Origin of the sequence: Yinghuangia sp. YIM S10712, assembly GCF_051388935.1 — a bacterium.
Taxonomy (GTDB): domain Bacteria; phylum Actinomycetota; class Actinomycetes; order Streptomycetales; family Streptomycetaceae; genus Yinghuangia.
Window position 1 is genome coordinate 204,783 of the sequence record NZ_JBPKBI010000001.1, and the last position, 25,153, is coordinate 229,935.

Sequence of the window (25,153 nt, forward strand, 5' to 3'; positions counted from 1 at the left end):
CGGGAATACTCAAGCGGTTTGACGCGGTTGAACCGGTCGTTCATCCTTGAGCCCGTACCACTCAATCTTTCCCTCGGAGGTCCCCAACATGGCACGTGCGGTCGGAATCGACCTCGGTACGACGAACTCTGTCGTCAGCGTTCTCGAAGGCGGCGAGCCGACCGTCATCACCAACGCGGAGGGGTCCCGGACCACACCGTCCGTCGTGGCCTTCGCGAAGAACGGTGAGGTGCTCGTCGGAGAGGTCGCCAAGCGGCAGGCGGTCACGAACGTGGACCGGACGATCCGTTCGGTCAAGCGTCACATCGGCACGGACTGGACCGTGGCGATCGACGACAAGAAGTACACGCCGCAGGAGATCAGCGCGCGCATCCTGCAGAAGCTGAAGCGCGACGCGGAGGCGTACCTGGGCGAGAAGGTCACCGACGCGGTGATCACCGTCCCGGCGTACTTCAACGACGCCGAGCGGCAGGCGACCAAGGAAGCCGGCGAGATCGCGGGCCTCAACGTCCTGCGCATCGTCAACGAGCCGACGGCCGCCGCGCTGGCGTACGGCCTCGACAAGGGCGACGAGCAGACCATCCTCGTCTTCGACCTCGGTGGCGGCACCTTCGACGTGTCGCTGCTGGAGATCGGCGACGGCGTCGTCGAGGTCAAGGCGACCAACGGCGACAACCACCTCGGCGGCGACGACTGGGACCAGCGCATCGTCGACCACCTCGTGCGGCAGTTCCAGAACGCGCACGGCGTCGACCTGTCCAAGGACAAGATGGCGCTGCAGCGTCTGCGCGAGGCTGCGGAGAAGGCCAAGATCGAGCTGTCGAGCTCGACCGAGACCACCGTCAACCTGCCGTACATCACCGCGTCCGCCGAGGGCCCGCTGCACCTGGACGAGAAGCTGACCCGGGCGCAGTTCCAGCAGCTCTCGCAGGACCTGCTCGACCGCGTCAAGGTGCCGTTCCACAACGTCATCAAGGACGCGGGGATCCAGCTCTCCGAGATCCACCACGTCGTCCTGGTCGGCGGTTCGACCCGTATGCCCGCGGTCGCCGAGGTCGTGCGCGAGCTGACCGGTGGCAAGGAGCCCAACAAGGGCGTGAACCCGGACGAGGTCGTGGCGATCGGTGCCGCGCTCCAGGCCGGTGTCCTCAAGGGCGAGGTCAAGGACGTCCTGCTGCTCGATGTCACGCCGCTGTCGCTGGGCATCGAGACCAAGGGCGGCATCATGACGAAGCTGATCGAGCGCAACACCACGATCCCGACGAAGCGCTCGGAGATCTTCACGACGGCCGACGACAACCAGCCGTCCGTGCAGATCCAGGTCTTCCAGGGCGAGCGCGAGTTCGCGCAGGACAACAAGAAGCTCGGCATGTTCGAGCTGACCGGCCTGCCCCCGGCGCCGCGCGGTGTCCCGCAGATCGAGGTCACCTTCGACATCGACGCGAACGGCATCGTCCACGTGTCCGCGAAGGACCTCGGGACGGGCAAGGAGCAGTCGATGACCATCACCGGCGGTTCCGGCCTGCCCAAGGACGACATCGCGCGCATGATGCGCGAGGCCGAGGAGCACGCGGAGGAGGACAAGAAGCGCCGCGAGGACGCGGAGACGCGCAACCAGGCGGAGCAGCTGGTCTACACCACCGAGAAGTTCCTCGCCGACAACGGCGACAAGGTGCCCGGCGACGTCAAGTCCGAGGTCGAGGGCACCGTCACGGAGCTGAAGGACGCGCTCAAGGGCGACGACATCGCCAAGATCCGCGACGCGGCCGAGAAGGTCGCCACCACGAGCCAGAAGCTGGGTTCGGCGATGTACGCCAACGCACAGCCGGGCGACGCGGGTGCGGCCGGTGCTTCCGCGGGTAACACCGCGGGGTCGGCGGACGATGATGTCGTCGACGCCGAGATCGTGGACGAGGACAAGCGTGAGGGTGGTGCTGCGTGACGGAGGGGACGCACGGCTTCCCCGAGGAGCCGGTGATCCGCGACAAGCGACGAATCGACCCACAGACCGGTGAAGTCCGTGCCACCGCTGCGGAAGGGGCCGCCCGCGAGGACGGCCCCGACGCGGGCGGCGCCGGTAACGGTGCCCCGGCCTCGTCCGAATTCGAGGACGTGCGCAGCCAGTTGGCCGAGCGCACGCTCGATCTCCAAAGGTTGCAGGCGGAGTACTCGAACTACCGCAAGCGTGTCGAGCGCGACCGGCAGACGGCCGGCGAGCTGGCGCTCGTCAAGGTGCTGACCGACCTTCTCCCGGTGCTCGACGACATCGGCCGCGCCCGCGACCACGGCGAACTCTCCGGCGGCTTCAAGTCCGTCGCCGAGTCGCTGGAGTCGACGGTCGCCAAGATGGGGCTCCAGAGCTTCGGCAAGAAGGGCGAGCCCTTCGACCCGATGGTCCACGAGGCGCTGCTGCACAGCTACGCGCCGGACGTCACCGAGCCGACCTGCGTCGAAATCCTCCAGCCCGGCTACCAGTTCCGCGAGCGGGTCATCCGTCCCGCACGCGTCGCGGTCGCCGAGCCGGCGGAGGCCACCGAGGCCCCGGCTTCGGAATCGGACAACAACTGACCATGCGACCGGCCGGACAGAAGGGAGGCGGGACGCCGTGAGTACCAAGGACTACCTCGAAAAGGACTTCTACAAGGTCCTCGGTGTCCCGAAGGACGCCGGCGCGGCGGAGATCAAGAAGGCCTACCGCAAGCTCGCCCGCGAGTACCACCCCGACGCCAACAAGGGGGACGTCGCGGCGGAGGAGCGGTTCAAGGAGATCTCCGAGGCCTACGACGTGCTCGCCGACGAGAAGCGGCGCAAGGAGTACGACGAGGCGCGCACGCTGTTCGGCAACGGCGGCTTCCGTCCGCAAGGCGGTGCGGGCGGGGCCGGCGCCTTCCCCTTCGACCTCGGCGACCTCTTCGGAGGCGCGGGGGCCGGCCAACAACCGGGGGGCGCAAGCGGTTTGGGTGACCTCTTCGGTGGGCTCTTCGGCCGGGCCGGGGCGCGGCAGGCACCGCCGCGCCGCGGCCAGGACGTCGAGTCCGAGGTCACCCTCAACTTCACCGACGCGGTGGACGGGGCCACCGTGCCGATCCGCCTGACCAGTTCGGAGCCGTGCCGCCACTGCAACGGCACGGGCGCCGCCGCGGGAACCATGCCGCGGACGTGCCCGACGTGCAGTGGCACCGGCCAGACCAGCCGCAACCAGGGCGGGTTCGCCTTCTCCGAGCCGTGCCGCGACTGCAAGGGCCGCGGGCTGATCGTCGACGACCCGTGCATCGTGTGCCACGGCAGCGGGCGCGGGAAGAGCGCGCGCACGATGCAGGTCCGTGTGCCCGCGGGGGTGCAGGACGGCCAGCGCATACGCCTGAAGGGCAAGGGCGCGCCGGGCGAACGCGGCGGTCCGGCCGGTGACTTGTACGTGGTTGTCCATGTGCGTCCGCATCAGGTCTTCGGCCGCAAGGCCGACAATCTGACAGTCACGGTTCCGGTAACGTTCCCCGAGGCCGTTCTCGGGGCAGAAGTGGCGGTACCGACGCTGGGTGGGGCACCGGTGACACTCAAGCTCCCGTCCGGCACGAAGAACGGCGCGACCCTGCGCGTGCGGGGCCGTGGCGCGGCCCGCAAGGACGGCACCCGCGGCGACCTGCTGGTCACCGTCGAGGTGACGGTCCCCAAGGACCTGGACGCGAAGGCGCTGGAGGCGCTGGAGGCGTACCGGGCGGCGACCGCGTCGCAGGACCCGCGTGCGAACCTCATGGAAGCGGCGAAGGGAGCGTGACATGAGAGCGGACAGAGGCGTCCCCGGGGGCACCGGCCCCCTCTCCGGGGCGGGACCGTACGAACTGAGCGACCTCACCCCGGTGTACGTCATCTCGGTCGCGGCCCAACTGTCCGGCCTCCACCCGCAGACGCTGCGGCAGTACGACCGGCTCGGCCTGGTCTCCCCGGACCGCACGGCCGGGCGCGGTCGCCGCTACTCCGCGCGCGACATCGTGCTGCTGCGCGAGGTGCAGCGGCTCTCCCAGGAGGAGGGCATCAACCTCGCCGGCATCAAGCGCATCCTCGAACTGGAGAACCACGTCGAGGCGTTGCGCATGCGCGTCGCCGAGTTGGAGGCCGCGGCTGCCGAAGCGGGCGCGGCCCAGGCACAACGCGAGGCCGCGGTGCACGCGTCCTACCGCCGTGACCTCGTCCGCGTACAGCCCCAGGCATCCGCACTCGTGGTGTGGCGCCCGAAGCGGGGGCGTGCGGAGTAGCGACGGAAGAATTTCGGTGGCCTCGTTCCCGGGTGGGACGGGGCCACTTTCACGTCAGGGACCGCGATCGGGGAGCAGGAGCACGGTCCACCTTGTCCGTGCCTGGGAAGCCGCCGAAAACCCGTACACGCGCCGGGAGCACGTCGCATCGAACGAGCGTCCACGTCGTTCGTACGAGCCATGGTGCCGTGTAGAGGGCTCACACGACCGCGTCACTCCTGCGCGGTCGCGACGCCACATGCGGCGTCGCGTACGTCGGGGTCCGGGTGTGCGCGCAGGGTGCTGACCAGGGCTCGCCATTCGGCGGGCCATCCGCTTTCGGGGCCGACCGCGCGGATCAGGGCGAGGGCGAAGAAGCCTGTTGCCGCTGTGCCCTCTGCGGTCAACTCCGTTGCGGTCGGCAGGAGTTGATGCGGCGTCATGCCATGTGCGGGATCGTCCGCGCGGGCCGCGAGGCGTTCGCTTGCGCGGAACGCCAGGACGGGACGGTCCCCGCACCGCTGCGCGAGGTCGCGGAGATCTGCGGTCACCGCGTCGCTCGGGGCATGGCCCAGGGGGACGGCTTCGGCGAGCAGCAGCACGCCTTCGTGGGTCAGCCCGTGCCGGTCCGTCAGCCGCCGGGCGAGTGTGCGGACGGCGGCACCCGCGACATGGGGGCTGTTGCGTGCCCAGGAGCGGGCCATGCGAACGAGGTAGGCGAGGCGTTGCGCGGCGGGGCGGTCGCGGTCGGCGCCGGCGTTCGTGCCTTCGCCTGCGGCCGTCGACGCCAGTGCGTCGATGGTGCCGGCGTAGGCTTCGCCGCCGAATCCGTCGGTGTACAGGGCGTGTACGGCGTTCGCGGCGTCCTTCCAGCCGTCGCGCACGGTCAGATCGCGTACCACGGTGTGGAGTTGCGTCACATGGTCCGGTGCCCAGCCCGCCCAGACCGGGAACCGCCGGTACGCCGCTCGGCGCGTCTCGGCGTCCGGGTGTGCGCACAGTGCGGCGACCACGGCGGCGAACCGCGCCCGATGGCTTTCCGCCACCCCCAGGGGATGCGTCGACAGCAGCGCCACCGCGACGTCACGCGGAGCGGTGGCCGCCTGCACCGACAATTGCCACGCGCGCGGCCGGTCGAGCCTGGACAACACCGCGCCGATCGCGGCGCGCAGCACATCGGGATGGACGTCGTCGCTGATGACGGCATCGGCAACGCGTTCCACGCCGTCCGTTACGGCCCGGGCCACCAGCAGTCGCACAGCCTCCTTGCGGGCGGTTACTTTCATGCTTCGGGAGACGGCAACCGCGCTCAGTTCCGGCCCGAGCCGACTCGGCGGCACGTAGCGCGTCACGCGGCTTGCGGCGTACACGGCCGCATGGGCGTCGTCGGTGTTGGCGCGGGCCAAGAGCAGCGACAAAGACGCGGCATGCCGCTCGACGCGCGCGAGACTGCCGAGTGCGGCGGCGCGCACGAGGGGGTCGTCGGAGTCGACGTGTCGCAGTACGGCGGGACGGCCTGCTTCCGGGACGAGTGCGAGGCTGCGAAGCCAGTCGGCGCGTTCGTCGGAGGGGAACTCGTCGTGGGCGATGAGCTCGCCCAGAAGCCGGGCGTATGCCTCGCGCTGCCGGGGCACCCAGCGGCTCGACGCGGCGGCGATCCAGGGCACCCAGTCCTCGGGGCCGGAGTCGTCTTCCTCGTCGTCCAGGTCGTGGTCCGGATCGTGGTCCAGGTCGTCGTCTGAGTCCTCGTCGTCTCCGTCGTCGGGATCCTGGGGGGTGAAGCGTCCGGGCGGTGTAGCGCCGGTGAGGAACGGGTCGAGAAGGTCCGTACGGCGCCACGCCACGGCGTTCTGCACGCAGTCGAACGTGATCGTGGACGGGTCGGCCGCCAGGACCTCCGCGACCCGGGCGTCACGTCGGCGCGGATCGGCGAGCCAAAGCTCGGCCGCAAGCTGGACGGTGTAGCTGTCGCCGTGCCGCACCGCCTCGCCGAGCACCTCCTGCAAGGCGTCGATGTCCCATGCCGCGCGCACGAGTTGCCGCGCCAGCGACAGGACCGGCCGGTAGTTGCGGCGGTCGGCTGCGGCTCGCAGCGCGGGCCACAGGGCTTCGACGACGCGGGTCTCGCAGCCGTTCAGCGACCGGCGGGGCAGCCAGAGGTTGTCGAGCGTACGGGGGTCGCAGATCGTCGCCAACGCCCATTCCACGAGCGCCGGTTCGCCGTTGCCGACGTGAGCGCTCAGAATGCGGGCGGCGAGCGCGTGGAGCCAACTGCGGGTGGCGGACGACAGGTCGGGCGCCGCGTAGGCGTCGTTCGTGAGGGTGGTCAGGGCGTCGAGGGCCTCGCCGGTGAAGAGCCACGGCGGTGCCTCCGCGATGGCGTGGATGGCGGCGACGCGTACGGGATCCTGCTCTTTGCGCAGGCGCGCGAGGTCGTCCCGGAGTGCGGCGGCGAAGCGTGCGGGGTCGCGCGTGCGCGCCGCGCAGCCGATCAGGGCCCGGTAGCCCTCCGCGCGCGTGTTGGCGTCGGGACGCCGGGTCTGCGCGAGGAGTTCTCCACGTACCTCGTCGTAGGGCAGATGCGCCAGGAAAGCCTGACGCGCGGCGGTCTCCCCGGCCCGCTCGGCACGCGCGGCCATGCGCCGCGCCTCGGCGATCCGCCTTGTTGCGGGCAGAAGTTCGAGGACGTCGCGGGATATGGGCCGGTTGGTCATGTCGACGTCGGCGTGGACCGCGTCGAAGAACGCTTCGCGGTGACGGGGCGGCGTGGCCCGGAGGAGCAGGGTGAGCTCGGCGTCGTCGTCGCGTACGAGGCGGCCCAATTGCGCCAGGTTGGGCGGGTCGGCGGTGACGAGCCGGTGCGCGAGGCCTGGGGAAAGGTCGGCGTTGTCTGCTCCGCTGCGGATGAGGAGGTCGACCGTACGCCGCGCGTCGGCGGCGACGAGCGCGCTGAGACTGCCGGCGAGGCTCCACGGCAGTTCGCTGCCGGGCTCGGTGAAGCGCTCCAGCAGGTCGATGACCCGAAGTGCATGTGTGCGGGCGGCCGTTGCGATGGCCTGCGTGTGCCGCGACCACCAGACTCGACGCAACGAGTCGGAGAGACCGGCGAGTTCTCGGTCGGCCACGTCAAGAGCGATGTCAGGAGTGCGCCGCGCGACCGCACGCAACAACGCGTTGCTGTGCGGGAGTTGGGGAAGCCACTCGGCGATGACCTCCGACGAACAGGCAGGCAGCAGGAAGGCGACCTCGACCGGACCGTGAGCCTCGGCGACTGCCAGGACGAGCCGGTCGGCCGCCGAGGTCCGCTGCGCTTGGCGGACGGCCTGATACAGCACCTTGCGCAATGCCTGAGGCGCGTCTTCCACGACCGACAGGAGCGCGTCGTCAGACGCCGCCCCTTTTGCAGCGGCCCGCACCGCCCACTTCGCGAGGTCGTGCTCGTCGGCCCGCATCGCCGCGACGAGGTACGCGTCCTCCCGCCCCGCGACCGCCATGGCCAGCGCGACTTCGCGCCCGAACCGGCCTGATGAATGCAGCGCGTCGATCAGTGGCGCGAGTTGCCCGTCCGCTGCGAGCGAGCGTGCCTGGTCCCGGCACTTTCGCCGCCGATCCACATACGACAACGGGTCGAGAGTCGCCAGGAATTCGCGCGCTGCCTCGTCTGCTGACCGAGCTTCGATCATCGCCATCGGCCCAGTATCCGCAGTGAGGGAGACGGAGTCTCCCGGGTTTCGCCGCGCGCGGTCCACAAAGCGCCCCGGACGGGACGTCAGTCGGCGTGGCTGACGGGGAGTTCGTAGCCGATCTCCCACCGGTCGGCGGGGACGAGGATGTCGGCCGTTTCGACGGGACGGTTGTTGGCGTCGTAGTGGGTGCGGCGGATGGTGAGGAGATGCGTCTCGGCAGGGAGGCCGAGGGCCTCGGTTTCGGGGCTGGAGGCGATGCGTTTGGTGAGGCGTTCCGAAACGCGCGTGATGGTGATGCCGATCGCCGCCATGCGCTCGACGACTCCACGGCCTGCGAGCGGGCCCAGGTCCGGCAGGACGACGGATGTGCCTGCGGTGATGGCAAGGGGCTCCCAGGAGTTCAGGAGCATGGCCGGGCGCTTGTCGATCATGTATTCGTGGCGTGTGTGCATGACGGGGGCACCGACTGCGACCTCCAGGCGGTGTGCGATGTGGGCGGTCGCGGTGGTGCTCTCGCTCTCGCCTTCGCGTGTCATGCCGTCTGGCAGCACAATCGCGGACTGGCCGTCGAGCGCCCGCAGTTGGATGAACTGCGCGCTGCCGCCGCGTACGTACGTGCCCGATCCGGGACGCCCTTCAAGGAGGCCTTCGCGGATCAGGTGCTCTTGGGCCGCACGGATCATGTCGATCGAGGTCCCGTAGCGCTCGGCCAACTCGGCTCGACCGGGCAGTCGTTCGCCCGCTTCCCAGAGCCCGTTGTCGAGGTCGGCGCGGATGGCGTCGGCGATGTCGCGCCACTTGGGCACGCGCAAAGGTCCTCCTGCTGCCAGTTCGGTACCTGCCGCTTGCAATCCTAGGCCCTAGGTGCCAAGCTAGGGCCTAGCTAAACGCTCCGTGTCTTACCGAACCCATGGAGTGAGATGAGTGATCGCTCTGATGGCGAAAGCGCAGCCATGGCCCGCGCACTCGAACTGATCACGGGCCGTCGTGCGTGCGCCGAGCCTCAGGGCGAAGGCGTCGTACGCATCGCCGTCGAACTGCGGCGCCAACTGGACGCCGAGCAGTCGCGGCAGGTCGCGCAACTGGCCTTGCGCGCGAAAAGGGTGGGCTTGTCTCTGTCGGGTCTGCCTGGTGTGCCACCGCAGCTGTGGATCGAAATCGAAAACTGACAAAGGAACTTCAATGCCCGAACTCGCCCGCATCTTCATCAACCCTCAGCCCTCCGTCGTCCGCCAGGCCCGCGGGCTCGTCTCCGACGCGCTCGACGCTTGGGGCGTGCGCGGCCGACGTGACGACGCCGTCCTTTCCACCTCCGAACTCGTCACCAACGTCCTCCTCCACGCCGACTCCGATCTCCTCGCCCTCTTCCTCTGGCTCCGACGCCAACAGCTCCGCCTCGAAGTGCACGATGGGGCATCCCGTCCGGTTTCCCCTCGCACACCCGCAGAGTTCGACGCGTCCGGGCGGGGACTCCTCCTTCTTCGGCAGATCTCCGATCGGTGGGGGTCATACGAACGCGCGCCCGGGCTCGGCAAAGTCGTGTACGCCGAGTTTGAAACCGCATAGTCGCCGTCCCCCAGGATGGGCCTGCCGTACCGCGTCAGGCCGGCGCCGGGCCGTGATCACCCTCACAAGGGAAGGTCAGCCCGACGAATTCTGTCCGTTTTCTCGCCAACTGCCCCGTAGCGGTCGGTAACTGCGCTCAATAGGCTCAGGCCCATGGCACTCTTCGGTCGGTTACGGCGCGGTCAGGCCGTTTCCTCAAATTCATCGTCCGCTGTCTCCCCGGCCGAACCACCCGTGCCGGTTCGTGTGACGGACGAGGCGCTGGGCCACGCGGACATCGCGCAGGCGCGGGACACCGCCATCGCGACCGGCAAGTGGCAGCCGGCGGCGGAGCTGATGCGCAGCATCGGCGGGGATTGGGACAAGCGTGCGATCGCCGCTTGTGCGCTGGGCACGGTCGCACAGGACCATCCGGGCTGGTTCTTCGCGTGGCAGCACGCCGCGCCGGACTCGCCGGACTTCCTCGTCGTCCGGGCGCAGTCCCTGGTCATGGCCGCCTGGGCCGCACGGGGCGCCGCGCGCGCCGACCAGACGGACCAATCGGCCGTCCAGGCCTTCCACAAACTGCTGGGCCAGGCCGACGACGCCTGCCGTGAAGCCGTCACGGCGAACAACGAGGACCCGACGCCGTGGATGACCTGGGTCACCGTCGCCCGGGGCCTGGCCCGGCCCCGGCAGGACTTCGACTGGCTCTGGGAGCAGTTGGCCGCGCGTGCGCCTTACCACCGGTACGGCCACGACCAGGCGCTGCAATACCTGTGCGAGAAGTGGCACGGTTCGCACCAGGACATGTTCGCCTTCGCCGCCCGGGCTGCCGCGAGTGCCCCGAAGGGTTCGCCCCTCGTGCTGATCATGCTGCACGCGCACGTCGAGTACGCGCTCCACGAGCAGCACAGGAACCCGGACTTCTCACCGGCCGAATACTGGAACAGCGCCGGCGTGCAAACGGACCTCCAGGCCATCCAGGAACTGTGGCCCGTTTCCTCGGTCGAGCGCGGCCCGACGTTCCTCGCGGACGCCGCAATGCTCTCGTACGCCCAGGCCCAGAGCGGCAGTTGGCTCGCCATGGCGGAGACCTTCAACGCCACCGGCTCCCGGCTTTACCGGTTCCCGTGGGCCTATTCATCGGAAGAATACATGCACGACGTGCACAAGAGCGCCCTGCAAAAAGTCAGGGTAGCGCGCGGATAAACCCGCCCCGCGGCGCCCGTCACGGCCCAAGTTCTTTGCGGAGTGCCCGCCCCTGGCCGGGTTGCTTCCGCGCCGGGTCCGCGGCGGCATGGTTTTGAGGGCGTGCCGGCCCTTGACTGCTCTGGTGCCGGACTTGGTTCGAGGCGGCGGATTCGCGGTTGGGAAGTGCCGGAGCGGACCGGTGCTTTTCCACCTCGGAGACGGGCGACAGGCCGCCGGTCGACGCGCGGGGGGCCGGCGGCTCCTGCGCGGGTGTCGGCGGAAGGGCGACCTCCGGGCCTTGGCGGCGATCAAGCCCCTGCACCGGTATGACTGTTCCCCCGCGAGCGTCCCGGTGCTCCGCGGCGATCTCCCGAAGCCCGTCCGAGGCCTCGGCCGCCGTGGGCCGGTCTTTCGGGTCATGCGCGGTCATGTGCCTGATCAGCTTGTCGAGTGAGCGCGGAACGTCCGACCGTATCTGCGACAAGGGAGGCACCTGGCCTCGCGCCTGCTGCAGAATTCCCTGCAAACCCGCATCGAAAATATGTTTTCCGGTGGTCATCTCGTGGACGACCAGGCCGGCGGCGTAAATGTCCGATGCGGGTGAAGGGAGCGGAGTTCCGACTTCAAGTCCCTCGATCTCGCTCAACAGATAAGCCTTGGCTGTTTCCGGAGCGTAGTATCCGTTTGTTCCGGCGAAAGGCCGTCCGTCCGGCGCGTTCGTCGGCGCGGCAAGCCCAAAATCGATCAGCTTGACTTCGCCGTCCCCGTGAGATGCCACGGCGTTCTCCGGCTTGACGTCCCTGTGGGCGTATCCCGCTTGGTGCACCGCCGTCAAGGCGTCGGTGAGCTGAGCTCCCACACTCGCGGCCTGGCCGGCGGCCATGGCTCCGCGCCATCTCATGGTGTGCGCAAGAGTCTCCCCGTAGATCAACTCGGTTGTCAGATAAGGATCGAACTCCGTGCCCGAGGTATTTGCGTCCACAACGTGGACGATGTTGTCGTGGCGAAGGCTCGCGACGATTTTGGCTTCCCGTTCAAAAGCACGGCGGTCGACGGCGGCGATTTTCTCGATCCGCGGCACTTTGACAGCGACCGATGTCATGGTCAGGTAGTCGACCGCCGCCCACACCCGTCCTCTGCCGCCGATGCCGATTTGCTCGATCAGGTCGTAACGTTCCGGGAGTTCGGGCCGAGGCGCGTGTTCGTGGCGGGCGATGGCTCCCCCTTCCCGGGCGTCCGGACACGCCTAGGCTCGGCCCAGCGCTCGCTCCACGTGGATCTCGATGACGACGCGCTCGGGGTTGGGGCGCGGGGGCCGGTACCGCTCGGCGTAGCGGCGTTCGGCGTCGGCCACGGAACCCGGATCATCGCGCACGTACGCCGTGCCTTCCAGAGTCGCCCAGCGCTTGCCGTCGATCTGGCAGACGGCCGCGCGGGAGCCGGACTCGCCCGCGGCGCGGATGTTGCGGGCCTTGCGGCTGTCGCGGCTGGTGATCACCCGGGCGACGCGCGTCGCGGGATCGAAGGTGACACCGACCGGGACGACGTGGGGAGTGCCGTCCGGGCGCAGGGTCGTCAGGGTGCACAGGTGGCGCTCGCGCCAGAAGGCGATGTACGTGGCGTCCAGTGCGGCGGTGAGCGGGTCCGTCACGCGGCCTGTGCCGCCCTCGGCGGATTCGGGGGTGTGGGGAGTGGCTGTCACGGGGCCGACGGTAGCCGGGGGCCCGGCAGCGGGCGCTGTGGGGGACGAAATGCGCAAGGGGCCCGGAGCCGGGCGCCAGCCATAGTGCCAGGTGTACGCGCAATGAAGTTGAGTGGAATAGACTCAACCAAGACGCGGTTGACCTGGTGGGACAGGAAAGAATCCCATCGAAGGAAGCCGAAAGCCCCAGACCCGCACCACACAAGTACAGATCAAGCGAAGGAGTCGCGGCGCGCCCATGGATGCCAACAAGCTCACCACGAAGGCTGCGGAAAGCCTCTCCACTGCCGTGCGCAAGGCGGCGGCGTCCGGGCATCCCCAGGTGGAGCCCGCGCATCTGCTGCTTGCCCTGCTCGACCAGCCGGAGGGCACGGCCATCCCCCTGCTGTCCGCACTCGGCGTCGCTCCGGCGCAGGTCAAAACCGCTGCCGAGCAGACGCTCGACCGTCTGCCGCGCGCCCAGGGCTCGACGGTCGCCGCGCCCCAACTCGCGCGCGAGACCCTGGCCGCGCTCAACGACGCGGGGGAGCGCGCGGAGGCGCTGGGGGACGCGTACGTCTCGACCGAACACCTCCTCGTCGGTATCGCCGAGAACGGCGGTGCGATCGGCGACGCGCTCAAAGCGCTCGGGGCGACCCCGCAGGCGCTGCTGGACGCGTTCACGCAGGTGCGCGGCAGCGCGCGCGTGACGTCGCCGGACCCGGAGAGCACCTACCAGGCGCTGGAGAAGTACGGGCGTGACCTCACCGCCGAGGCGCGGGACGGCAAGCTGGACCCGGTGATCGGCCGTGACGCCGAGATTCGTCGCGTCGTCCAGGTGCTGTCGCGGCGTACGAAGAACAACCCGGTGCTGATCGGCGAACCCGGAGTCGGCAAGACCGCCGTCGTCGAAGGGCTCGCGCGGCGCATCGTGGCCGGCGACGTCCCCGAGTCGCTGCGCGGCAAGCGGCTGATCGCGCTCGACCTCGGCGCGATGGTCGCGGGCGCCAAATACCGCGGCGAGTTCGAGGAGCGCCTGAAGGCGGTGCTCACCGAGATCAAGGACAGCGACGGCCAGATCGTCACGTTCATCGACGAACTGCACACAGTCGTCGGCGCGGGCGCGACGGGCGATTCGGCGATGGACGCGGGCAACATGCTCAAGCCCATGCTCGCGCGCGGCGAGTTGCGGCTGGTCGGCGCGACGACGCTCGACGAGTACCGCAAGCACATCGAGAAGGACCCCGCGTTGGAGCGGCGGTTCCAGCAGGTGATCGTCGGCGAGCCGAGCGTCGAGGACACGATCGCGATCCTGCGCGGTCTCAAGAGCCGGTACGAGGCGCACCACCAGGTGCAGATCGCCGACGCCGCGCTCGTTGCCGCCGCCGCGCTCTCCGACCGCTACATCACCGCGCGCTTCCTGCCCGACAAGGCGATCGACCTCGTCGACGAGGCCGCCTCGCGGCTGCGCATGGAGATCGACTCCTCACCCGTCGAGATCGACGAACTCCAGCGTGCCGTCGATCGGTTGCACATGGAGGAGCTGGCACTCGCGAAGGAGTCCGACGCCGCGAGCAAGGAACGCCTGGACAAGATCCGGCGCGATCTCGCCGACCGACAGGAGCAGTTGAACGCGCTGACGGCGCGCTGGCAGCAGGAGAAGGCCGGCCTCAACAAGGTCGGTGAGCTCAAGAAGCAGCTCGACGACCTGCGCGGGGAGGCGGAACGCGCCCAGCGCGACGGTGACTTCGAGACCGCCTCGAAGCTGATGTACGCCCAGATCCCGGCGCTCGAACGGGAGTTGGACGAAGCGACCAACAACGCCGAGACCGCCGCCGCGACCGCGTCGATGGTCAAGGAGGAAGTCGGCCCGGACGACGTCGCCGACGTCGTGTCCTCGTGGACCGGCATCCCCGCCGGCCGCCTTCTGGAAGGCGAGCGCGGGAAGTTGCTGCGCATGGAGGACGAGATCGGCAAGCGCCTCGTCGGCCAGAAGACAGCCGTCGGCGCGGTCTCCGACGCCGTGCGGCGCGCACGGTCCGGCATCGCCGACCCCGACCGTCCGACCGGGTCCTTCCTGTTCCTCGGCCCGACCGGTGTCGGCAAGACCGAACTCGCCAAATCCCTCGCCGACTTCCTCTTCGACGACGAGCGCGCGATGGTCCGCATCGACATGAGCGAGTACTCCGAGAAGCACTCGGTCGCCCGCCTGGTCGGTGCGCCGCCCGGGTACGTCGGCTACGAGGAGGGCGGCCAGCTCACCGAGGCGGTCCGGCGCCGCCCGTACACGATCGTCCTGCTCGACGAGGTGGAGAAGGCCCACCCGGAGGTCTTCGACATCCTGCTCCAGGTGCTGGACGACGGCCGCCTGACGGACGGTCAGGGACGCACGGTCGACTTCCGCAACACCGTGCTGATCCTGACCTCCAACCTGGGGTCGCAGTTCCTCGTGGACCAGACCCTGGAGCCGGCCGAGCAGAAGGCGAGCGTGATGGACGTCGTCCGCATGTCGTTCAAGCCGGAGTTCCTCAACCGGCTCGACGACATCGTGGTCTTCGACGCCCTGGGCACCGACGAACTCGCCCACATCGTGGACCTGGCCGTCGCCCGCCTCGCCGCGCGCCTGTCCGACCGCCGCATCACGCTCCGCGTCACCGACGCCGCACGCGAATGGCTGGCCCTGACCGGCTACGACCCGGCGTACGGCGCCCGGCCGCTGCGCCGACTGGTCCAGACGTCGATCGGCGACCAACTGGCCCGCGAACTCCTGGCCGGAGAAGTCGGCGACGGCGACACGGTGATCGTCGACGTCGATCTCATCAGCGACACCCTCGTCGTCCGTCCGGAGGCGGCGAGGACACACGCCGGGTCGGCCAAGACCCTTTGACCCGGGGCGCACGGAAGGCCCGCCCATCCGGCGGGCCTTCCGCATGAAGCGGCTGCGCACGCAACGGACTCCGCCGCGCGAAAACCTTTCGCAGGAACGGCTGTCCGGGTGTCACCCTGCGGAACATGTCCACACTCCGTGTCACCGCAGAGCGGGTGACGATCCATCCGCACCCCAACGCCGACGCGCTCGAACTTGCCCAGGTCGGCCTGTACCGGGCCGTCGTGGCCAAAGGCGCCTACCGGGACGGGGATTGGGCGGTCTACATACCCGAGCAGGCGGTGCTCCCCGACACGCTGATCGACGAACTCGGGCTCACCGGACGGCTCGCGGGCGCGGACAAGAACCGCGTCAAGGCGATCCGGCTGCGCGGCGAGCTGTCGCAGGGCATCGTGTGCCGTCCCGAGGCGCTCGGGGGTGTCGACTTGGCCGCCGCGCATACCGAAGGCCGGGACTTCGCCGCCGAGTTGGGCATCGTGAAGTGGGTCCCGCCGATCCCCGTGCACATGAGCGGCAATGTCGTCGCGGCAGCCGGGCTGCTGCCGTGGCACGACATCGAGAACATCAAGCGCTATCCCGGGCTCTTCACGGCCGGTGAGCCGGTGGTCGCGACCGAGAAGATCCACGGCACCGCCTGCCTCTACACGCTGACACCGGACGGTGACTTCGTGTCGTCGAAAGGTTTCGGCGCGAAGGGCCTCGCGCTCGCCCGCGACGACAAGAACCTCTACTGGCGCACGGTGCTGGGCCACCGGGTGCCGGAGGCCGCCGCCAAGCTCGCGGCCATTTTCGGCGCCGAACGGGTGGGCGTCTTCGGCGAGGTGTTCGGCCAAGGCGTCCAGGACCTCGCGTACGGCGCGAAGGCGAGTGCCGAACTGCCGGGTTACGCCGTCTTCGACGTCGCGCTCTCGGACGCGAGCGGCGCCGTGCGGTGGGTGGACGCCGAGGAGCTGGAAGGCGTCCTCGCCGGGCTGTCGGTACGCCTCCCGACGGCGCCGCGGCTGTTCGCCGGGCCGTACGACGAAGCCACGCTGATCGCCCTCGCCGAGGGCCGCGAAACCGTCTCGGGCACCGCCGCCCACCTGCGCGAGGGCCTGGTCGTACGACCTGCCAGGGAGCGCCGCAGCGACGTCACCGGCTCGCGGGCCATCGGCAAGCTGGTGTCGGACGCCTACCTGACCCGGAAGGGCGGTACCGAGTACGAGTGATCCCCATACGGCACGGAAACGCCCGGTGACCTCGTGTGACCGCGCTCACCGGGGAACGGCCGAATGGGGGAGGATGACGGGGAGACGTCAGGAGAGGAAAGCAATGAGCATCGACCCGTCCTCGATCCCGAGGCCGAACTTCGTTCCCGCGTCGCCGGTCGTCCGGCCGACGCAGGATCTGATCAAGCAAGTCCTCACCGAGCTCCAGATCAACCACTTCGTCGACGAAGAGGGAGATGTCGGTGCGCCGTGGGAGGGCTTCCGCATCTACTTCATGCTCAAGGGCGAGAGCTCCGAGATCTACACGGTCCGGATGTTCCTCGATCGTGAGTTCGACGTGACCGAGAAGCTGCGCATTCTGGAGGTCCTGGACGACTGGCACCGGCAGTACTTCTGGCCGAAGGCCTACACCCACGTTCACGACGACGGCCGCCTGCGCGTCATCGCCGAGGCGCAGCTCGACCTTGAGCCCGGGATCAACCGCGAGCTGTTCGTGTTCACGACCCGCGCGTGGATCAGCACGTGCATCTCGTTCTCGAACTGGCTCACCGAGCAGATCCCCCCGGCGGACGCCGGAACCACCTGACTGCGCGCCCCGCGTGACCATGGGGGGAAACGTGCCGGAAGACGGCGGTTTCCTCCCGTGGTCCGCGACGTGCGGTCGTAGGCGTCAGCCCGCACGAGCCCTTTTCGCGCCGTCGACCCGCGGTTCGTGCCCCCCGTCAAGACAGCGTCGCGAGCCGCTTCGCGGCCTCGGCGAGCACATCCACGCGCTTGCAGAACGCGAACCGGACCAGCGGCCGCCCGATCTTCTGCGCCTGTGGGGTGTCGTCGAAGAAGACCATCTCCGGGACCGCGACCACCCCGCACAGTTCCGGCAGCCGGCGGCAGAAGGCCAGACCGTCGTCGAAGCCCAGCGGGGTGATGTCCGTCGTGATGAAGTACGTGCCCTGCGGCCGGTAGACCGTCAGCCCGGCCGCCTCCAGACCCGCCACCAGCACATCGCGCTTGATGAGCATGTCGTCCCGGAACGCCGCGTAATACGCGTCGGGCAGGCGCAGCGCACGGGCCACCGCGGGCTGGAACGGGCCGCCGGAGACGTACGTCAGGAACTGCTTCGTCGTACGCACCGCCGCGACCAACTCCGGTGTCGCGCACACCCATCCGATCTTCCAACCGGTGAACGAGAACGTCTTGCCCGCCGAACTGATCGTCACCGTGCGCTCGCGCATTCCCGGCAGCGACGCGAGCGGGATGTGCTCACCGTCGAAGACCAGGTGCTCGTACACCTCGTCCGTGACCACCAACAGGTCGTGCTCCACCGCGATTTCGGCGACCGCGGCGAGCTCGTCGCGGGTGAGAACGGTGCCCGTCGGGTTGTGCGGCGTGTTGAGCATGATCAGGCGCGTGCGCGGGGTGACGGCGGCGCGCAGCGCGTCGGTGTCGAGTCGGAAATTGGGCGGGCGCAGCGGTACGCCCACACGCACTCCGCCGGCCATCGCGATGCACGCGGCATACGAGTCGTAATAGGGCTCCAGCGCCACCACTTCGTCGCCTGGCTCGACGAGCGCGAGCACCGCGGCGGCGATGGCCTCGGTGGCGCCGGTGGTGACCAGTACCTCGGTGTCCGGGTCGTAGCGCATGCCGTGGAAGCGCTCGCGGTGTTCGGCGATCGCCAGCCGCAGATCCGGCAGCCCGGGACCGGGCGGGTACTGGTTGTAGTGCGCCTCCGTGTCCCGCAGGGCGGCGACGACTGCCTCGCGGATCTCGTCGGGCCCGTCCGTGTCCGGGAACCCCTGGCCGAGGTTGATGGCACCGGTCTTCGCGGCCAGGGCCGACATCTCGGCGAAGATCGTCGTGCCCAGGCCGTCCAGACGGCGGTTCAGCAGGGGCCTGCCCATGGGCACCACTTCCTCTTCAGATGACGGAGGTCAACAGCTCCGGCGACACCGGTATCCGGGTCGATCCTCGAACAGCCTGCCGCCTCCACCCGGAAATTCACTCTGGCGAGTGAACATCTTTCACCGTCACGGGTGACGACGGAGTAGCGCTCAGCGCTTAACGTGAATTGAACCCCGCGCATCGGGGTGTTTCACGCCCCCTCACGTCTCTCCGCCCGCCCGCGCGAACACACGCGCCGATATCGCGCGCCGCGCCGAAGCCGACTCGCCGCCATGCATGCCGAACTGACGACCGCGTACACCGACACCCGGGCCGACGCCCTCGGCTGGTACCTGGGCTTGCGCCCGATACGCCCCCTTGCCCTGCGACCGCTCGAACTGGACGGCGTGCGCCTGGAGTTGCGCCTGCTCGGCGCGTCGCACCAAGTGCTTGTCCACGCCCCGCGCGGCGTGTTCTCGGAGACCGTGGCATGCCTTGGCTCCGGCCCGCGAGTCCCGCTGCCCGCCCGCGCCGCACAACGCGTCGACGGGTGGGACTACGAGTTCACCTCGCTGGTCGAATACCTCCCGGACGACCGTTTCGAGGCCCGCGTGCGATGCCTGGTCGCCTCCGTCGAGAGCCATCCGGGCGGGATGGTCGGCGCCTATCCCGGTGTGCCCAACGCGGTCACCGCGATCACGGCCGAGCACTGCGGTCCGGGGATCGGCTGGTGGACGTGGCACACGTACCCGCAGGAAGGCCGGATCGTGAGCACCCGCAGCCGCGCCACGTGAAGCGGCCCGAGCCCGACATCGCCCACACCGGAGCCCGGCCGGCCGCAGGCCTCGAAACACCCGTTCGCGAAGCCCCGGCGGACCAGGCCGCGGCGCCTCACGCGACAGAACACCGAGTCGCCGATCAACCGGCTGCCGAACATGTCCCGTCCGCCCTCCCCCTCCCTCCGACCGCCGCCCGATGGCTGGTCCTTGCCGCGGTGCTCGTCTGCTCCGCCTGCGGACTGGTGTACGAGCTGGCCCTGGTCTCCCTCGCCGGCACGCTCGGACCCGACCCGGTCGCCGAGACCTCGATCGTGTTGTCCGTCATGGTCTTCGCGATGGGCATCGGCGCGCTGGCCGCGAAGCCGTTCGGAGACCGGCCGGCGGAGGCCTTCGCCGTCGTCGAGTGTGTGCTCGCGGCCGTCGGCGGCACGTCGGTGACCGCGGTGTACGCCGCGGCGCACTACCTCGACCTCTACCGCGTGGGCATGCTCGCCGTCTGCGTCGCCACCGGCATCCTCGTCGGCGCCGAGATCCCGCTCCTGATGACCCTCGTGCAGCGCATCCGCAGGCAGGACGCCGGGCACGCGGTCGCCGACCTGTTTGCCGCCGACTACGTCGGCGCCCTGGGCGGCGGCCTGCTCTTCCCTTTTCTCCTGCTGCCCGCACTCGGCGAGGTCGGCACTGTCGCGGTCGTCGGCGCGGTCAACGCGCTGGTCGGCACATGCGTCGTGCTCTGGCTCTTCCGCGCGGATTTGGGCGGGCGGGCGCGCAGCCGGATGTGCCTGCTGGTGGCCTCCGTGCTCGTCGTCATCGCCGTGGTTGCTGCGTTCGGCCCAACGCCACCGACGGCGACGCGCGAAGGTGACAGGCCGACATGTTCGTCCGCTTGTCGGACCGGTGCGTAGGCTTCCTCCGGTGCGCGCGGTGTCGCACAGTTGTGCCTGCGGTGCCCCCGTGGTAACGCGCAAGCGCATGCCAAGCCGACAGGATCCGTTGCGGCGAACCCGCGGGCGTCCGCAGGCGGAGGAGGGAAGGCGTAGCCGTGGCATACGAGGTCGTGGTGCCGATTCCGGTCCGGCTCGTGTGGGGACTGTTCCACGATCCGGCCCGTTTGGCCGAGTGTGTCCCCGGACTCATCAACGACGCTCCCCCTCGCAACGGCGGCGAGGGGCCGCAGCTCACCGGACGGCTGCGCCTGCGGGCGGGCGGTACGACGGTGACGTACAAGGGCACCATCGCCGTCACCGAGGCCGACGATCTGCCGCTCGCGATCGTGGTCGCCGCCGAAGGCGCCGAGGCGCGCGGCGAGGCACCGATCAAGGCCGTGCTGACGATCCGCCTCGATGACGAAGGCGCTTCCACGCGACTGGTGTTCGACGGCTCGGTGACCGTGCAGGGCCGCACCGCCGAACTGCCGTCCGAGCAACTGTCCGCCGCCTGGCGGCGCCTGGCGGACCGATTCACCGCCGCGCTCGCCGAGGAGCTCGCTCCCGTCCGCGACCAGGAAGTGCCCGACATCGTGCCGGTACGCCGGACCACCGCGCGCAGGGCGAGCGCCCCGAACGGCCGCCCGGTGGTCGTCGCCACCCCCGACCCCGAGCCGGTGCGCGGCCGGCCGCTCCTGCGCAAGGTCGGTCCGCCCGCCGTATTGGTCGTCGGCGTGATCCTCACCGGCCGCGGCCTCCGAGCGTTCCGCGCCCGCCGCCGTCGCCGGCACGAGGCGCGCGACCAGGGCTGATCGGACCGCGGCCACGGCCGTGGGAGGAAAAGCTTCGTCGGGCACATTCCGTCCCGCGGCCAAGGTGCGGGACGGGCCGCTCCGGGCACCGGACTAGGCTTTCCGGCATGAGCGCCGACCGTGATGCCCTTCTCGCCCAGATCAAGGACAAGGCCGTCGTGCACGGCCGGGTCACCCTCTCGTCCGGCAAGGTGGCCGACTACTACGTCGACCTGCGCCGCGTGACGCTGGACGCCGAAGCGGCCCCGCTGGTCGGCTCCGTGATGCTCGACGCGACCGCCGGGCTCGACTACGACGCGGTCGGCGGTCTCACCCTCGGCGCCGATCCGGTCGCGGCCGCGATGCTGCACACCGCCGCGGCCCGGGGCCGCAAGCTCGACGCGTTCGTCGTCCGCAAGGCCGGGAAGGCACACGGCCTGCAACGCCGGATCGAAGGGCCCGACGTGGCCGGACGACGCGTGCTCGCGGTCGAGGACACCTCCACCACAGGCGGTTCGGTGCTCACCGCCGTCGAGGCACTGCGTGAGGCGGGTGCCGAGGTCGTCGGCGTGGCGGTGATCGTCGAACGCGGTGCCGCACCGGCGATCGAGGCCGCCGGGCTGCCTTACGTCACCGCGTACACCCTCGCCGACCTCGGCCTCGGCTGAGCCCAGGAGGCCCCGGACGACCCCGCATAATCGCGAACGACCAGGCGCCCCGGCCGAAAAGCCGTGGGCGCCTGGTCGTTCGCCGTGTGCCGGGTTGCGGACTCCCTAGCCGGTGCTCGGAGTTCGCCGGGATCAGTTGCTGTTCTGGGCGACCGGCTCGTCGACCGTCTCGGCGACCGCGGCGGTGCCGCGCTTCTTCGCCTGCCGCTCGCGGAAGACCTCGATGAAGATCGGCAGCAGCGACACCAGGACGATGACCGCGATGCCCGGCAGCAGGTACTTGTCGATGCTGTCGCCGATCGCGTCGCCGAGGAAGTAGCCGGCCAGGATGATGCCGAGCGTCCAGACGATGCCGCCGACGACGTTCCACAGGAAGAACTTCTTCGCCGGCATCTCCAGCACGCCCGCGACCGGGTTCAGGAAGGTGCGCACGATCGGAATGAACCGGGCGAGCACGACGGCCTTGGCGGGGCCGAACTTGTCGAAGTAATGCTCGGCCTTCTCGACGTACTCTTTTTTGAAAAGCTTTGAATTCGGTTTGTTGAACATTTTGGGACCGGCCTTGGCCCCGATGAAGTGGCCGAGCTGCGCACCGGCGATCGCGCACAGCGGCGAACCGATGAGCAGCCAGGTCAGGGGCAGGCTCGTGCCGACGACCTTCTCGGCCGAGCTGGAGGCGGCCACGCCGGCGAGGAAGAGCATCGAGTCGCCGGGGAAGAAGAACCCGACGAGAAGGCCCGTTTCCGCGAAGATGATCGCGAGGATGCCGATGAGTCCGAATGTCGAAATGAGTGACGTGGCGTCGAGCACGTTCACAGCGAGGGAATCCACCTGCGCAGGGTAGCCGCAATTCGCGGGCGCGCGGAATTCGGTCGGCAGAGCGGGATGTTCGCATCCGCGTTCGGATCCGGCGTATCGAACCCCGCCTCCCGCTCCCGCACTTGCGGTACGGCGTTCCCGACCGCCGCCCGGTGGCACGACGGCCGAGCCGCGGGGTGAGGATGAGCGCAGGTGACAGCGGGACTACGGAGCTGAAGCGCATGGAACGACTGGTGGTCATCGGCGGCGACGCGGCGGGTGCCGCCGCCGCGTCGCAGGCGCGGCGCCGCAGGGGGCCCGACGAACTGGAGATCGTGGTCGTCGAACGCGGCCCATATACCTCGTACTCCGCGTGCGGCGTGCCCTATTGGGTCGGCGGCGTCGTCACCGGCCCCGACGCGCTGGTCGCCCGGACGCCCGAGGAACACCGCAGGCGCGGCCTCGACGTGCGGCTGCGCACCGAGGCCGAGGGCATCGACCTGGACAAGCGAGCGGTCGACGTACGCGACACCGCGACCGGCGCCGGCGACCGCATCGAGTTCGACCAGTTGGTCATCGCGACGGGCGCGACCCCGGTCCGGCCGCCCGTCCCGGGCATCGACGCGCCCGGGGTGTTCGGTGTGCAGACGCTCGACGACGGCCGCGCGCTGATCGACGCGCTCGACTCGTCGCAGACGCGGGCGGTCGTCGTCGGCGGAGGCTACATCGGCATCGAGATGGCCGAGGCGATGAAGCAGCGCGGCCTCGCGGTGACGGTGCTCGACCGCGGCGCGCAGCCGATGTCCACCCTCGACCCCGACATGGGCGTCCTGGTGCACACGCAGATGGAGGCGCTGGGCATCGACGTCGTCACGCACGCCGACATCCAGGGCGTCGACACGCACGCCGACGGGCGTGTGCGGGCCGTGGTCACCGCCGACGCGGAGTACCCGGCCGACATCGTCGTGCTCGGCACCGGCGTACGCCCGGCCACCGAACTCGCCCGCGACGCGGGGCTGCCGCTCGGCGACAGCGGCGGCCTCCGCACCGACCTGCGGATGCGCGTGTGGGGCGGCGACGAGCGGCACGCCGGCATCTGGGCCGCCGGCGACTGCGTCGAGGTGCTGAACCTGGTGTCCGGGCGTTTCCAGCACATCCCGCTCGGCACCCACGCCAACAAGCAGGGCCGGGTGGCGGGCATGAACATCGGCGGCGAGTACGCGACGTTCCCCGGAGTGGTCGGCACCGCGGTGAGCAAGGTCTGCGATCTGGAGATCGGCCGCACCGGCCTGCGCGAGAAGGACGCCGACGCGGCCGGCTTCGCGTACGAGACGGCGGTCATCGAATCGACCGGGCGGGCCGGCTACTACCCGGGCGCGGACAAGATGACGGTGAAGATGATCGCCGAACGCGTGAGCGGGCGGCTGCTGGGCGTGCAGATCGTCGGCCGCGACGGCGCCGCCAAGCGCATCGACGTCGCCGCGGTCGCGCTGACCGCGCGCATGACGGTCGAGGACGTGACCGCCCTCGACCTCGGATACGCGCCGCCGTTCTCGCCGGTCTGGGACCCGATTCTCGTCGCCGCGCGCAAGGCCGCGCGGAAGGTCGCGGGGACGGTGAGCTGAAAGGCCCGCGGGGTACGACTCAAGTGGACAGCGGCCGGGGGAGGAACGTGTCTCCGCACAACCGGTCTGCCAGGATGGGCGACAAGCGGTGATACGGCCATCCGTGTCGAAACCCTCATATCCGCCGCACGCATGTTTGACGAGGAGCCAAACGCATGCCCATCGCAACTCCCGAGGTCTACGCCGAGATGCTCGACCGCGCGAAGGCCGGTCGGTTCGCCTACCCCGCGATCAACGTGACCTCGTCCCAGACCCTGAACGCCGCCCTGCGCGGCTTCGCCGAGGCGGAGAGCGACGGCATCATCCAGGTGTCCACCGGCGGCGCGGAGTTCCTCTCCGGCACCACCGTGAAGGACATGGTCACCGGTTCGGTCGCGTTCGCCGAGTTCGCGAAGGTCGTCGCCGAGAAGTACTCGGTCAACATCGCCCTGCACACCGACCACTGCCCGAAGGACAAGCTGGACGGCTTCATGCGTCCGCTCGTCGACATCTCGGCCGAGCGCGTCAAGAAGGGCCTCGACCCGCTCTTCCAGTCGCACATGTGGGACGGCTCGGCGGTGCCGCTCGACGAGAACCTGACCATCGCCCGGGAGCTCATCGCCAAGTGCGCGGCCGCGCGCATCATCATGGAGGTGGAGATCGGCGTCGTCGGCGGCGAGGAGGACGGCGTCGACAACGAGATCAACGACAAGCTCTACACCACCCCCGAGGACGCGCTGAAGACCGTCGAGGCCCTCGGTCTCGGCGAGAAGGGCCGCTACATGCTGGCGGCGACCTTCGGCAACGTGCACGGCGTCTACAAGCCGGGCAACGTGGTGCTGCGCCCGTCGATCCTCAAGGAGATTCAGGACGCGGTCGCCGAGAAGCACGGCAAGGAGCGCCCGTTCGACCTGGTGTTCCACGGCGGTTCGGGCTCGCTGCTCGAAGAGATCCGCGAGGCGGTCGACTACGGCGTGGTGAAGATGAACGTCGACACCGACACGCAGTACGCCTTCACCCGCCCGATCGTCGACCACATGATGCGCAACTACGACGGCGTGCTCAAGATCGACGGCGAGGTCGGCAACAAGAAGCAGTACGACCCGCGTTCGTACGGCAAGGCCGCCGAGACGTCGATGGCCGAGCGCGTCGTCGTGGCCTGCCAGGACCTGCGGTCGGCGGGCACCCGCCTGAAGTAAGGCCCATCGACGGGTCCTCCCAAAAGGGCCTGCCGAAAGGTTCCGACGTGGCCCGGCGTCCTCGCGGCGCCGGG

General features: G+C 69.7%; 22 protein-coding genes. 16 read left to right on the forward strand and 6 right to left on the reverse strand.

What is annotated here, in order from left to right:
- The first annotated feature begins 88 nt into the window (after positions 1–88).
- The 4 genes from dnaK to ACRX5W_RS01050 are packed head-to-tail and all read left to right on the forward strand — an operon-like array spanning position 89 to position 4,253.
- Positions 89–1,942, forward strand: a complete 1,854-nt coding sequence (gene dnaK, locus ACRX5W_RS01035) for a molecular chaperone DnaK (protein WP_436785956.1) — start codon at positions 89–91, stop codon at positions 1,940–1,942.
- Positions 1,939–2,568 (forward strand): nucleotide exchange factor GrpE, encoded by a 630-nt coding sequence (gene grpE, locus ACRX5W_RS01040; RefSeq protein WP_436785957.1) that lies wholly within the window; start codon positions 1,939–1,941, stop codon positions 2,566–2,568. The genes dnaK and grpE overlap by 4 nt, the downstream gene beginning before the upstream one ends.
- Positions 2,569–2,605: 37 nt before the next feature.
- On the forward strand, positions 2,606–3,775 hold the full coding sequence (gene dnaJ, locus ACRX5W_RS01045; protein WP_436785958.1) for a molecular chaperone DnaJ: 1,170 nt from the start codon (positions 2,606–2,608) through the stop codon (positions 3,773–3,775).
- 1 nt (position 3,776) lies between these two features.
- A complete protein-coding gene (locus ACRX5W_RS01050; RefSeq protein WP_436785959.1) occupies positions 3,777–4,253 on the forward strand; it encodes a heat shock protein transcriptional repressor HspR in 477 nt (158 codons plus the stop codon).
- Between the two features lie 212 nt (positions 4,254–4,465).
- Here the strand turns inward: ACRX5W_RS01050 and ACRX5W_RS01055 are convergent, their stop codons facing one another.
- Together ACRX5W_RS01055 and ACRX5W_RS01060 are read right to left on the reverse strand one after the other, a co-directional pair.
- Positions 4,466–7,921 carry a hypothetical protein gene (locus ACRX5W_RS01055; protein ID WP_436785960.1) on the reverse strand — a complete coding sequence of 1,152 codons (3,456 nt, stop codon included), beginning with the start codon at positions 7,919–7,921 and terminating at the stop codon, positions 4,466–4,468.
- 80 nt (positions 7,922–8,001) lie between these two features.
- Positions 8,002–8,724 carry a GntR family transcriptional regulator gene (locus ACRX5W_RS01060; protein ID WP_436785961.1) on the reverse strand — a complete coding sequence of 241 codons (723 nt, stop codon included), beginning with the start codon at positions 8,722–8,724 and terminating at the stop codon, positions 8,002–8,004.
- Between the two features lie 114 nt (positions 8,725–8,838).
- Between ACRX5W_RS01060 and ACRX5W_RS01065 the strand changes: the two genes are divergently transcribed.
- From ACRX5W_RS01065 to ACRX5W_RS01075, 3 genes are all read left to right on the forward strand, one after another.
- Positions 8,839–9,087, forward strand: a complete 249-nt coding sequence (locus tag ACRX5W_RS01065) for a hypothetical protein (protein WP_436785962.1) — start codon at positions 8,839–8,841, stop codon at positions 9,085–9,087.
- 13 nt (positions 9,088–9,100) lie between these two features.
- Complete coding sequence (locus ACRX5W_RS01070; protein WP_436785963.1) at positions 9,101–9,484, forward strand: ATP-binding protein; 384 nt, start codon at positions 9,101–9,103, stop codon at positions 9,482–9,484.
- Positions 9,485–9,637: 153 nt separating this feature from the next.
- On the forward strand, positions 9,638–10,675 hold the full coding sequence (locus ACRX5W_RS01075) for a hypothetical protein (RefSeq protein ID WP_436785964.1): 1,038 nt from the start codon (positions 9,638–9,640) through the stop codon (positions 10,673–10,675).
- A 19-nt stretch (positions 10,676–10,694) separates the two neighbouring features.
- Here ACRX5W_RS01075 and ACRX5W_RS01080 read toward each other — a convergent pair whose 3' ends face one another.
- A complete protein-coding gene (locus ACRX5W_RS01080; protein ID WP_436786743.1) occupies positions 10,695–11,873 on the reverse strand; it encodes a protein kinase domain-containing protein in 1,179 nt (392 codons plus the stop codon).
- Positions 11,874–11,903: 30 nt separating this feature from the next.
- Positions 11,904–12,308, reverse strand: coding sequence for a pyridoxamine 5'-phosphate oxidase family protein (locus ACRX5W_RS01085; RefSeq protein WP_436786744.1), 405 nt, complete (start codon positions 12,306–12,308; stop codon positions 11,904–11,906).
- Positions 12,309–12,597: 289 nt separating this feature from the next.
- Here ACRX5W_RS01085 and clpB point away from each other — a divergent pair, with 289 nt between their 5' ends.
- From clpB to ACRX5W_RS01100, 3 genes are all read left to right on the forward strand, one after another.
- The gene (gene clpB, locus ACRX5W_RS01090) at positions 12,598–15,225 is read left to right on the forward strand and encodes an ATP-dependent chaperone ClpB (protein ID WP_436785965.1); all 2,628 of its coding nucleotides are present in this window, start codon (positions 12,598–12,600) and stop codon (positions 15,223–15,225) included.
- A 125-nt stretch (positions 15,226–15,350) separates the two neighbouring features.
- The gene (locus ACRX5W_RS01095; RefSeq protein WP_436785966.1) at positions 15,351–16,433 is read left to right on the forward strand and encodes an RNA ligase (ATP); all 1,083 of its coding nucleotides are present in this window, start codon (positions 15,351–15,353) and stop codon (positions 16,431–16,433) included.
- A 103-nt stretch (positions 16,434–16,536) separates the two neighbouring features.
- Positions 16,537–17,019 carry a YbjN domain-containing protein gene (locus ACRX5W_RS01100; protein WP_436785967.1) on the forward strand — a complete coding sequence of 161 codons (483 nt, stop codon included), beginning with the start codon at positions 16,537–16,539 and terminating at the stop codon, positions 17,017–17,019.
- 136 nt (positions 17,020–17,155) lie between these two features.
- Here ACRX5W_RS01100 and ACRX5W_RS01105 read toward each other — a convergent pair whose 3' ends face one another.
- Positions 17,156–18,334, reverse strand: a complete 1,179-nt coding sequence (locus ACRX5W_RS01105) for a pyridoxal phosphate-dependent aminotransferase (protein ID WP_436785968.1) — start codon at positions 18,332–18,334, stop codon at positions 17,156–17,158.
- Between the two features lie 273 nt (positions 18,335–18,607).
- Between ACRX5W_RS01105 and ACRX5W_RS01110 the strand changes: the two genes are divergently transcribed.
- From ACRX5W_RS01110 to pyrE, 4 genes are all read left to right on the forward strand, one after another.
- On the forward strand, positions 18,608–19,108 hold the full coding sequence (locus ACRX5W_RS01110) for a DUF2617 family protein (protein ID WP_436785969.1): 501 nt from the start codon (positions 18,608–18,610) through the stop codon (positions 19,106–19,108).
- Positions 19,105–19,998: a hypothetical protein gene (locus ACRX5W_RS01115; protein WP_436785970.1), complete on the forward strand. Its 894-nt coding sequence runs from the start codon at positions 19,105–19,107 to the stop codon at positions 19,996–19,998. Before ACRX5W_RS01110 ends, ACRX5W_RS01115 begins: the two co-directional genes overlap by 4 nt.
- A gap of 137 nt (positions 19,999–20,135) precedes the next feature.
- A complete protein-coding gene (locus ACRX5W_RS01120) occupies positions 20,136–20,831 on the forward strand; it encodes a CoxG family protein (RefSeq protein ID WP_436785971.1) in 696 nt (231 codons plus the stop codon).
- A gap of 107 nt (positions 20,832–20,938) precedes the next feature.
- The gene (pyrE, locus tag ACRX5W_RS01125) at positions 20,939–21,478 is read left to right on the forward strand and encodes an orotate phosphoribosyltransferase (protein WP_436785972.1); all 540 of its coding nucleotides are present in this window, start codon (positions 20,939–20,941) and stop codon (positions 21,476–21,478) included.
- A gap of 132 nt (positions 21,479–21,610) precedes the next feature.
- Here pyrE and ACRX5W_RS01130 read toward each other — a convergent pair whose 3' ends face one another.
- Positions 21,611–22,309, reverse strand: a complete 699-nt coding sequence (locus ACRX5W_RS01130) for a DedA family protein (protein WP_436785973.1) — start codon at positions 22,307–22,309, stop codon at positions 21,611–21,613.
- A 209-nt stretch (positions 22,310–22,518) separates the two neighbouring features.
- On the opposite strand from ACRX5W_RS01130, the gene ACRX5W_RS01135 reads away from it, so the two are divergent.
- Complete coding sequence (locus tag ACRX5W_RS01135) at positions 22,519–23,901, forward strand: FAD-dependent oxidoreductase (RefSeq protein ID WP_436785974.1); 1,383 nt, start codon at positions 22,519–22,521, stop codon at positions 23,899–23,901.
- 155 nt (positions 23,902–24,056) lie between these two features.
- Entirely contained in the window at positions 24,057–25,079 is a 1,023-nt protein-coding gene (gene fbaA, locus ACRX5W_RS01140) for a class II fructose-bisphosphate aldolase (RefSeq protein ID WP_436785975.1), read from the forward strand.
- Positions 25,080–25,153 lie beyond the last annotated feature (74 nt).

What these genes read in the sequence shown, in the direction of transcription:
- ACRX5W_RS01050 (WP_436785959.1), top strand. Translation starts at nt 3,777, where the DNA reads ATGAGAGCGGACAGAGGCGTCCCCGGGGGCACCGGCCCCCTCTCCGGG.
- ACRX5W_RS01110 (WP_436785969.1), top strand. Translation starts at nt 18,608, where the DNA reads ATGCATGCCGAACTGACGACCGCGTACACCGACACCCGGGCCGACGCC.
- ACRX5W_RS01065 (WP_436785962.1), top strand. Translation starts at nt 8,839, where the DNA reads ATGAGTGATCGCTCTGATGGCGAAAGCGCAGCCATGGCCCGCGCACTC.
- dnaK (WP_436785956.1), top strand. Translation starts at nt 89, where the DNA reads ATGGCACGTGCGGTCGGAATCGACCTCGGTACGACGAACTCTGTCGTC.
- ACRX5W_RS01055 (WP_436785960.1), bottom strand. Translation starts at nt 7,921, where the DNA reads ATGGCGATGATCGAAGCTCGGTCAGCAGACGAGGCAGCGCGCGAATTC.
- ACRX5W_RS01135 (WP_436785974.1), top strand. Translation starts at nt 22,519, where the DNA reads ATGGAACGACTGGTGGTCATCGGCGGCGACGCGGCGGGTGCCGCCGCC.
- ACRX5W_RS01075 (WP_436785964.1), top strand. Translation starts at nt 9,638, where the DNA reads ATGGCACTCTTCGGTCGGTTACGGCGCGGTCAGGCCGTTTCCTCAAAT.
- ACRX5W_RS01100 (WP_436785967.1), top strand. Translation starts at nt 16,537, where the DNA reads ATGAGCATCGACCCGTCCTCGATCCCGAGGCCGAACTTCGTTCCCGCG.
- pyrE (WP_436785972.1), top strand. Translation starts at nt 20,939, where the DNA reads ATGAGCGCCGACCGTGATGCCCTTCTCGCCCAGATCAAGGACAAGGCC.
- ACRX5W_RS01070 (WP_436785963.1), top strand. Translation starts at nt 9,101, where the DNA reads ATGCCCGAACTCGCCCGCATCTTCATCAACCCTCAGCCCTCCGTCGTC.
- fbaA (WP_436785975.1), top strand. Translation starts at nt 24,057, where the DNA reads ATGCCCATCGCAACTCCCGAGGTCTACGCCGAGATGCTCGACCGCGCG.
- ACRX5W_RS01105 (WP_436785968.1), bottom strand. Translation starts at nt 18,334, where the DNA reads ATGGGCAGGCCCCTGCTGAACCGCCGTCTGGACGGCCTGGGCACGACG.
- ACRX5W_RS01095 (WP_436785966.1), top strand. Translation starts at nt 15,351, where the DNA reads ATGTCCACACTCCGTGTCACCGCAGAGCGGGTGACGATCCATCCGCAC.
- clpB (WP_436785965.1), top strand. Translation starts at nt 12,598, where the DNA reads ATGGATGCCAACAAGCTCACCACGAAGGCTGCGGAAAGCCTCTCCACT.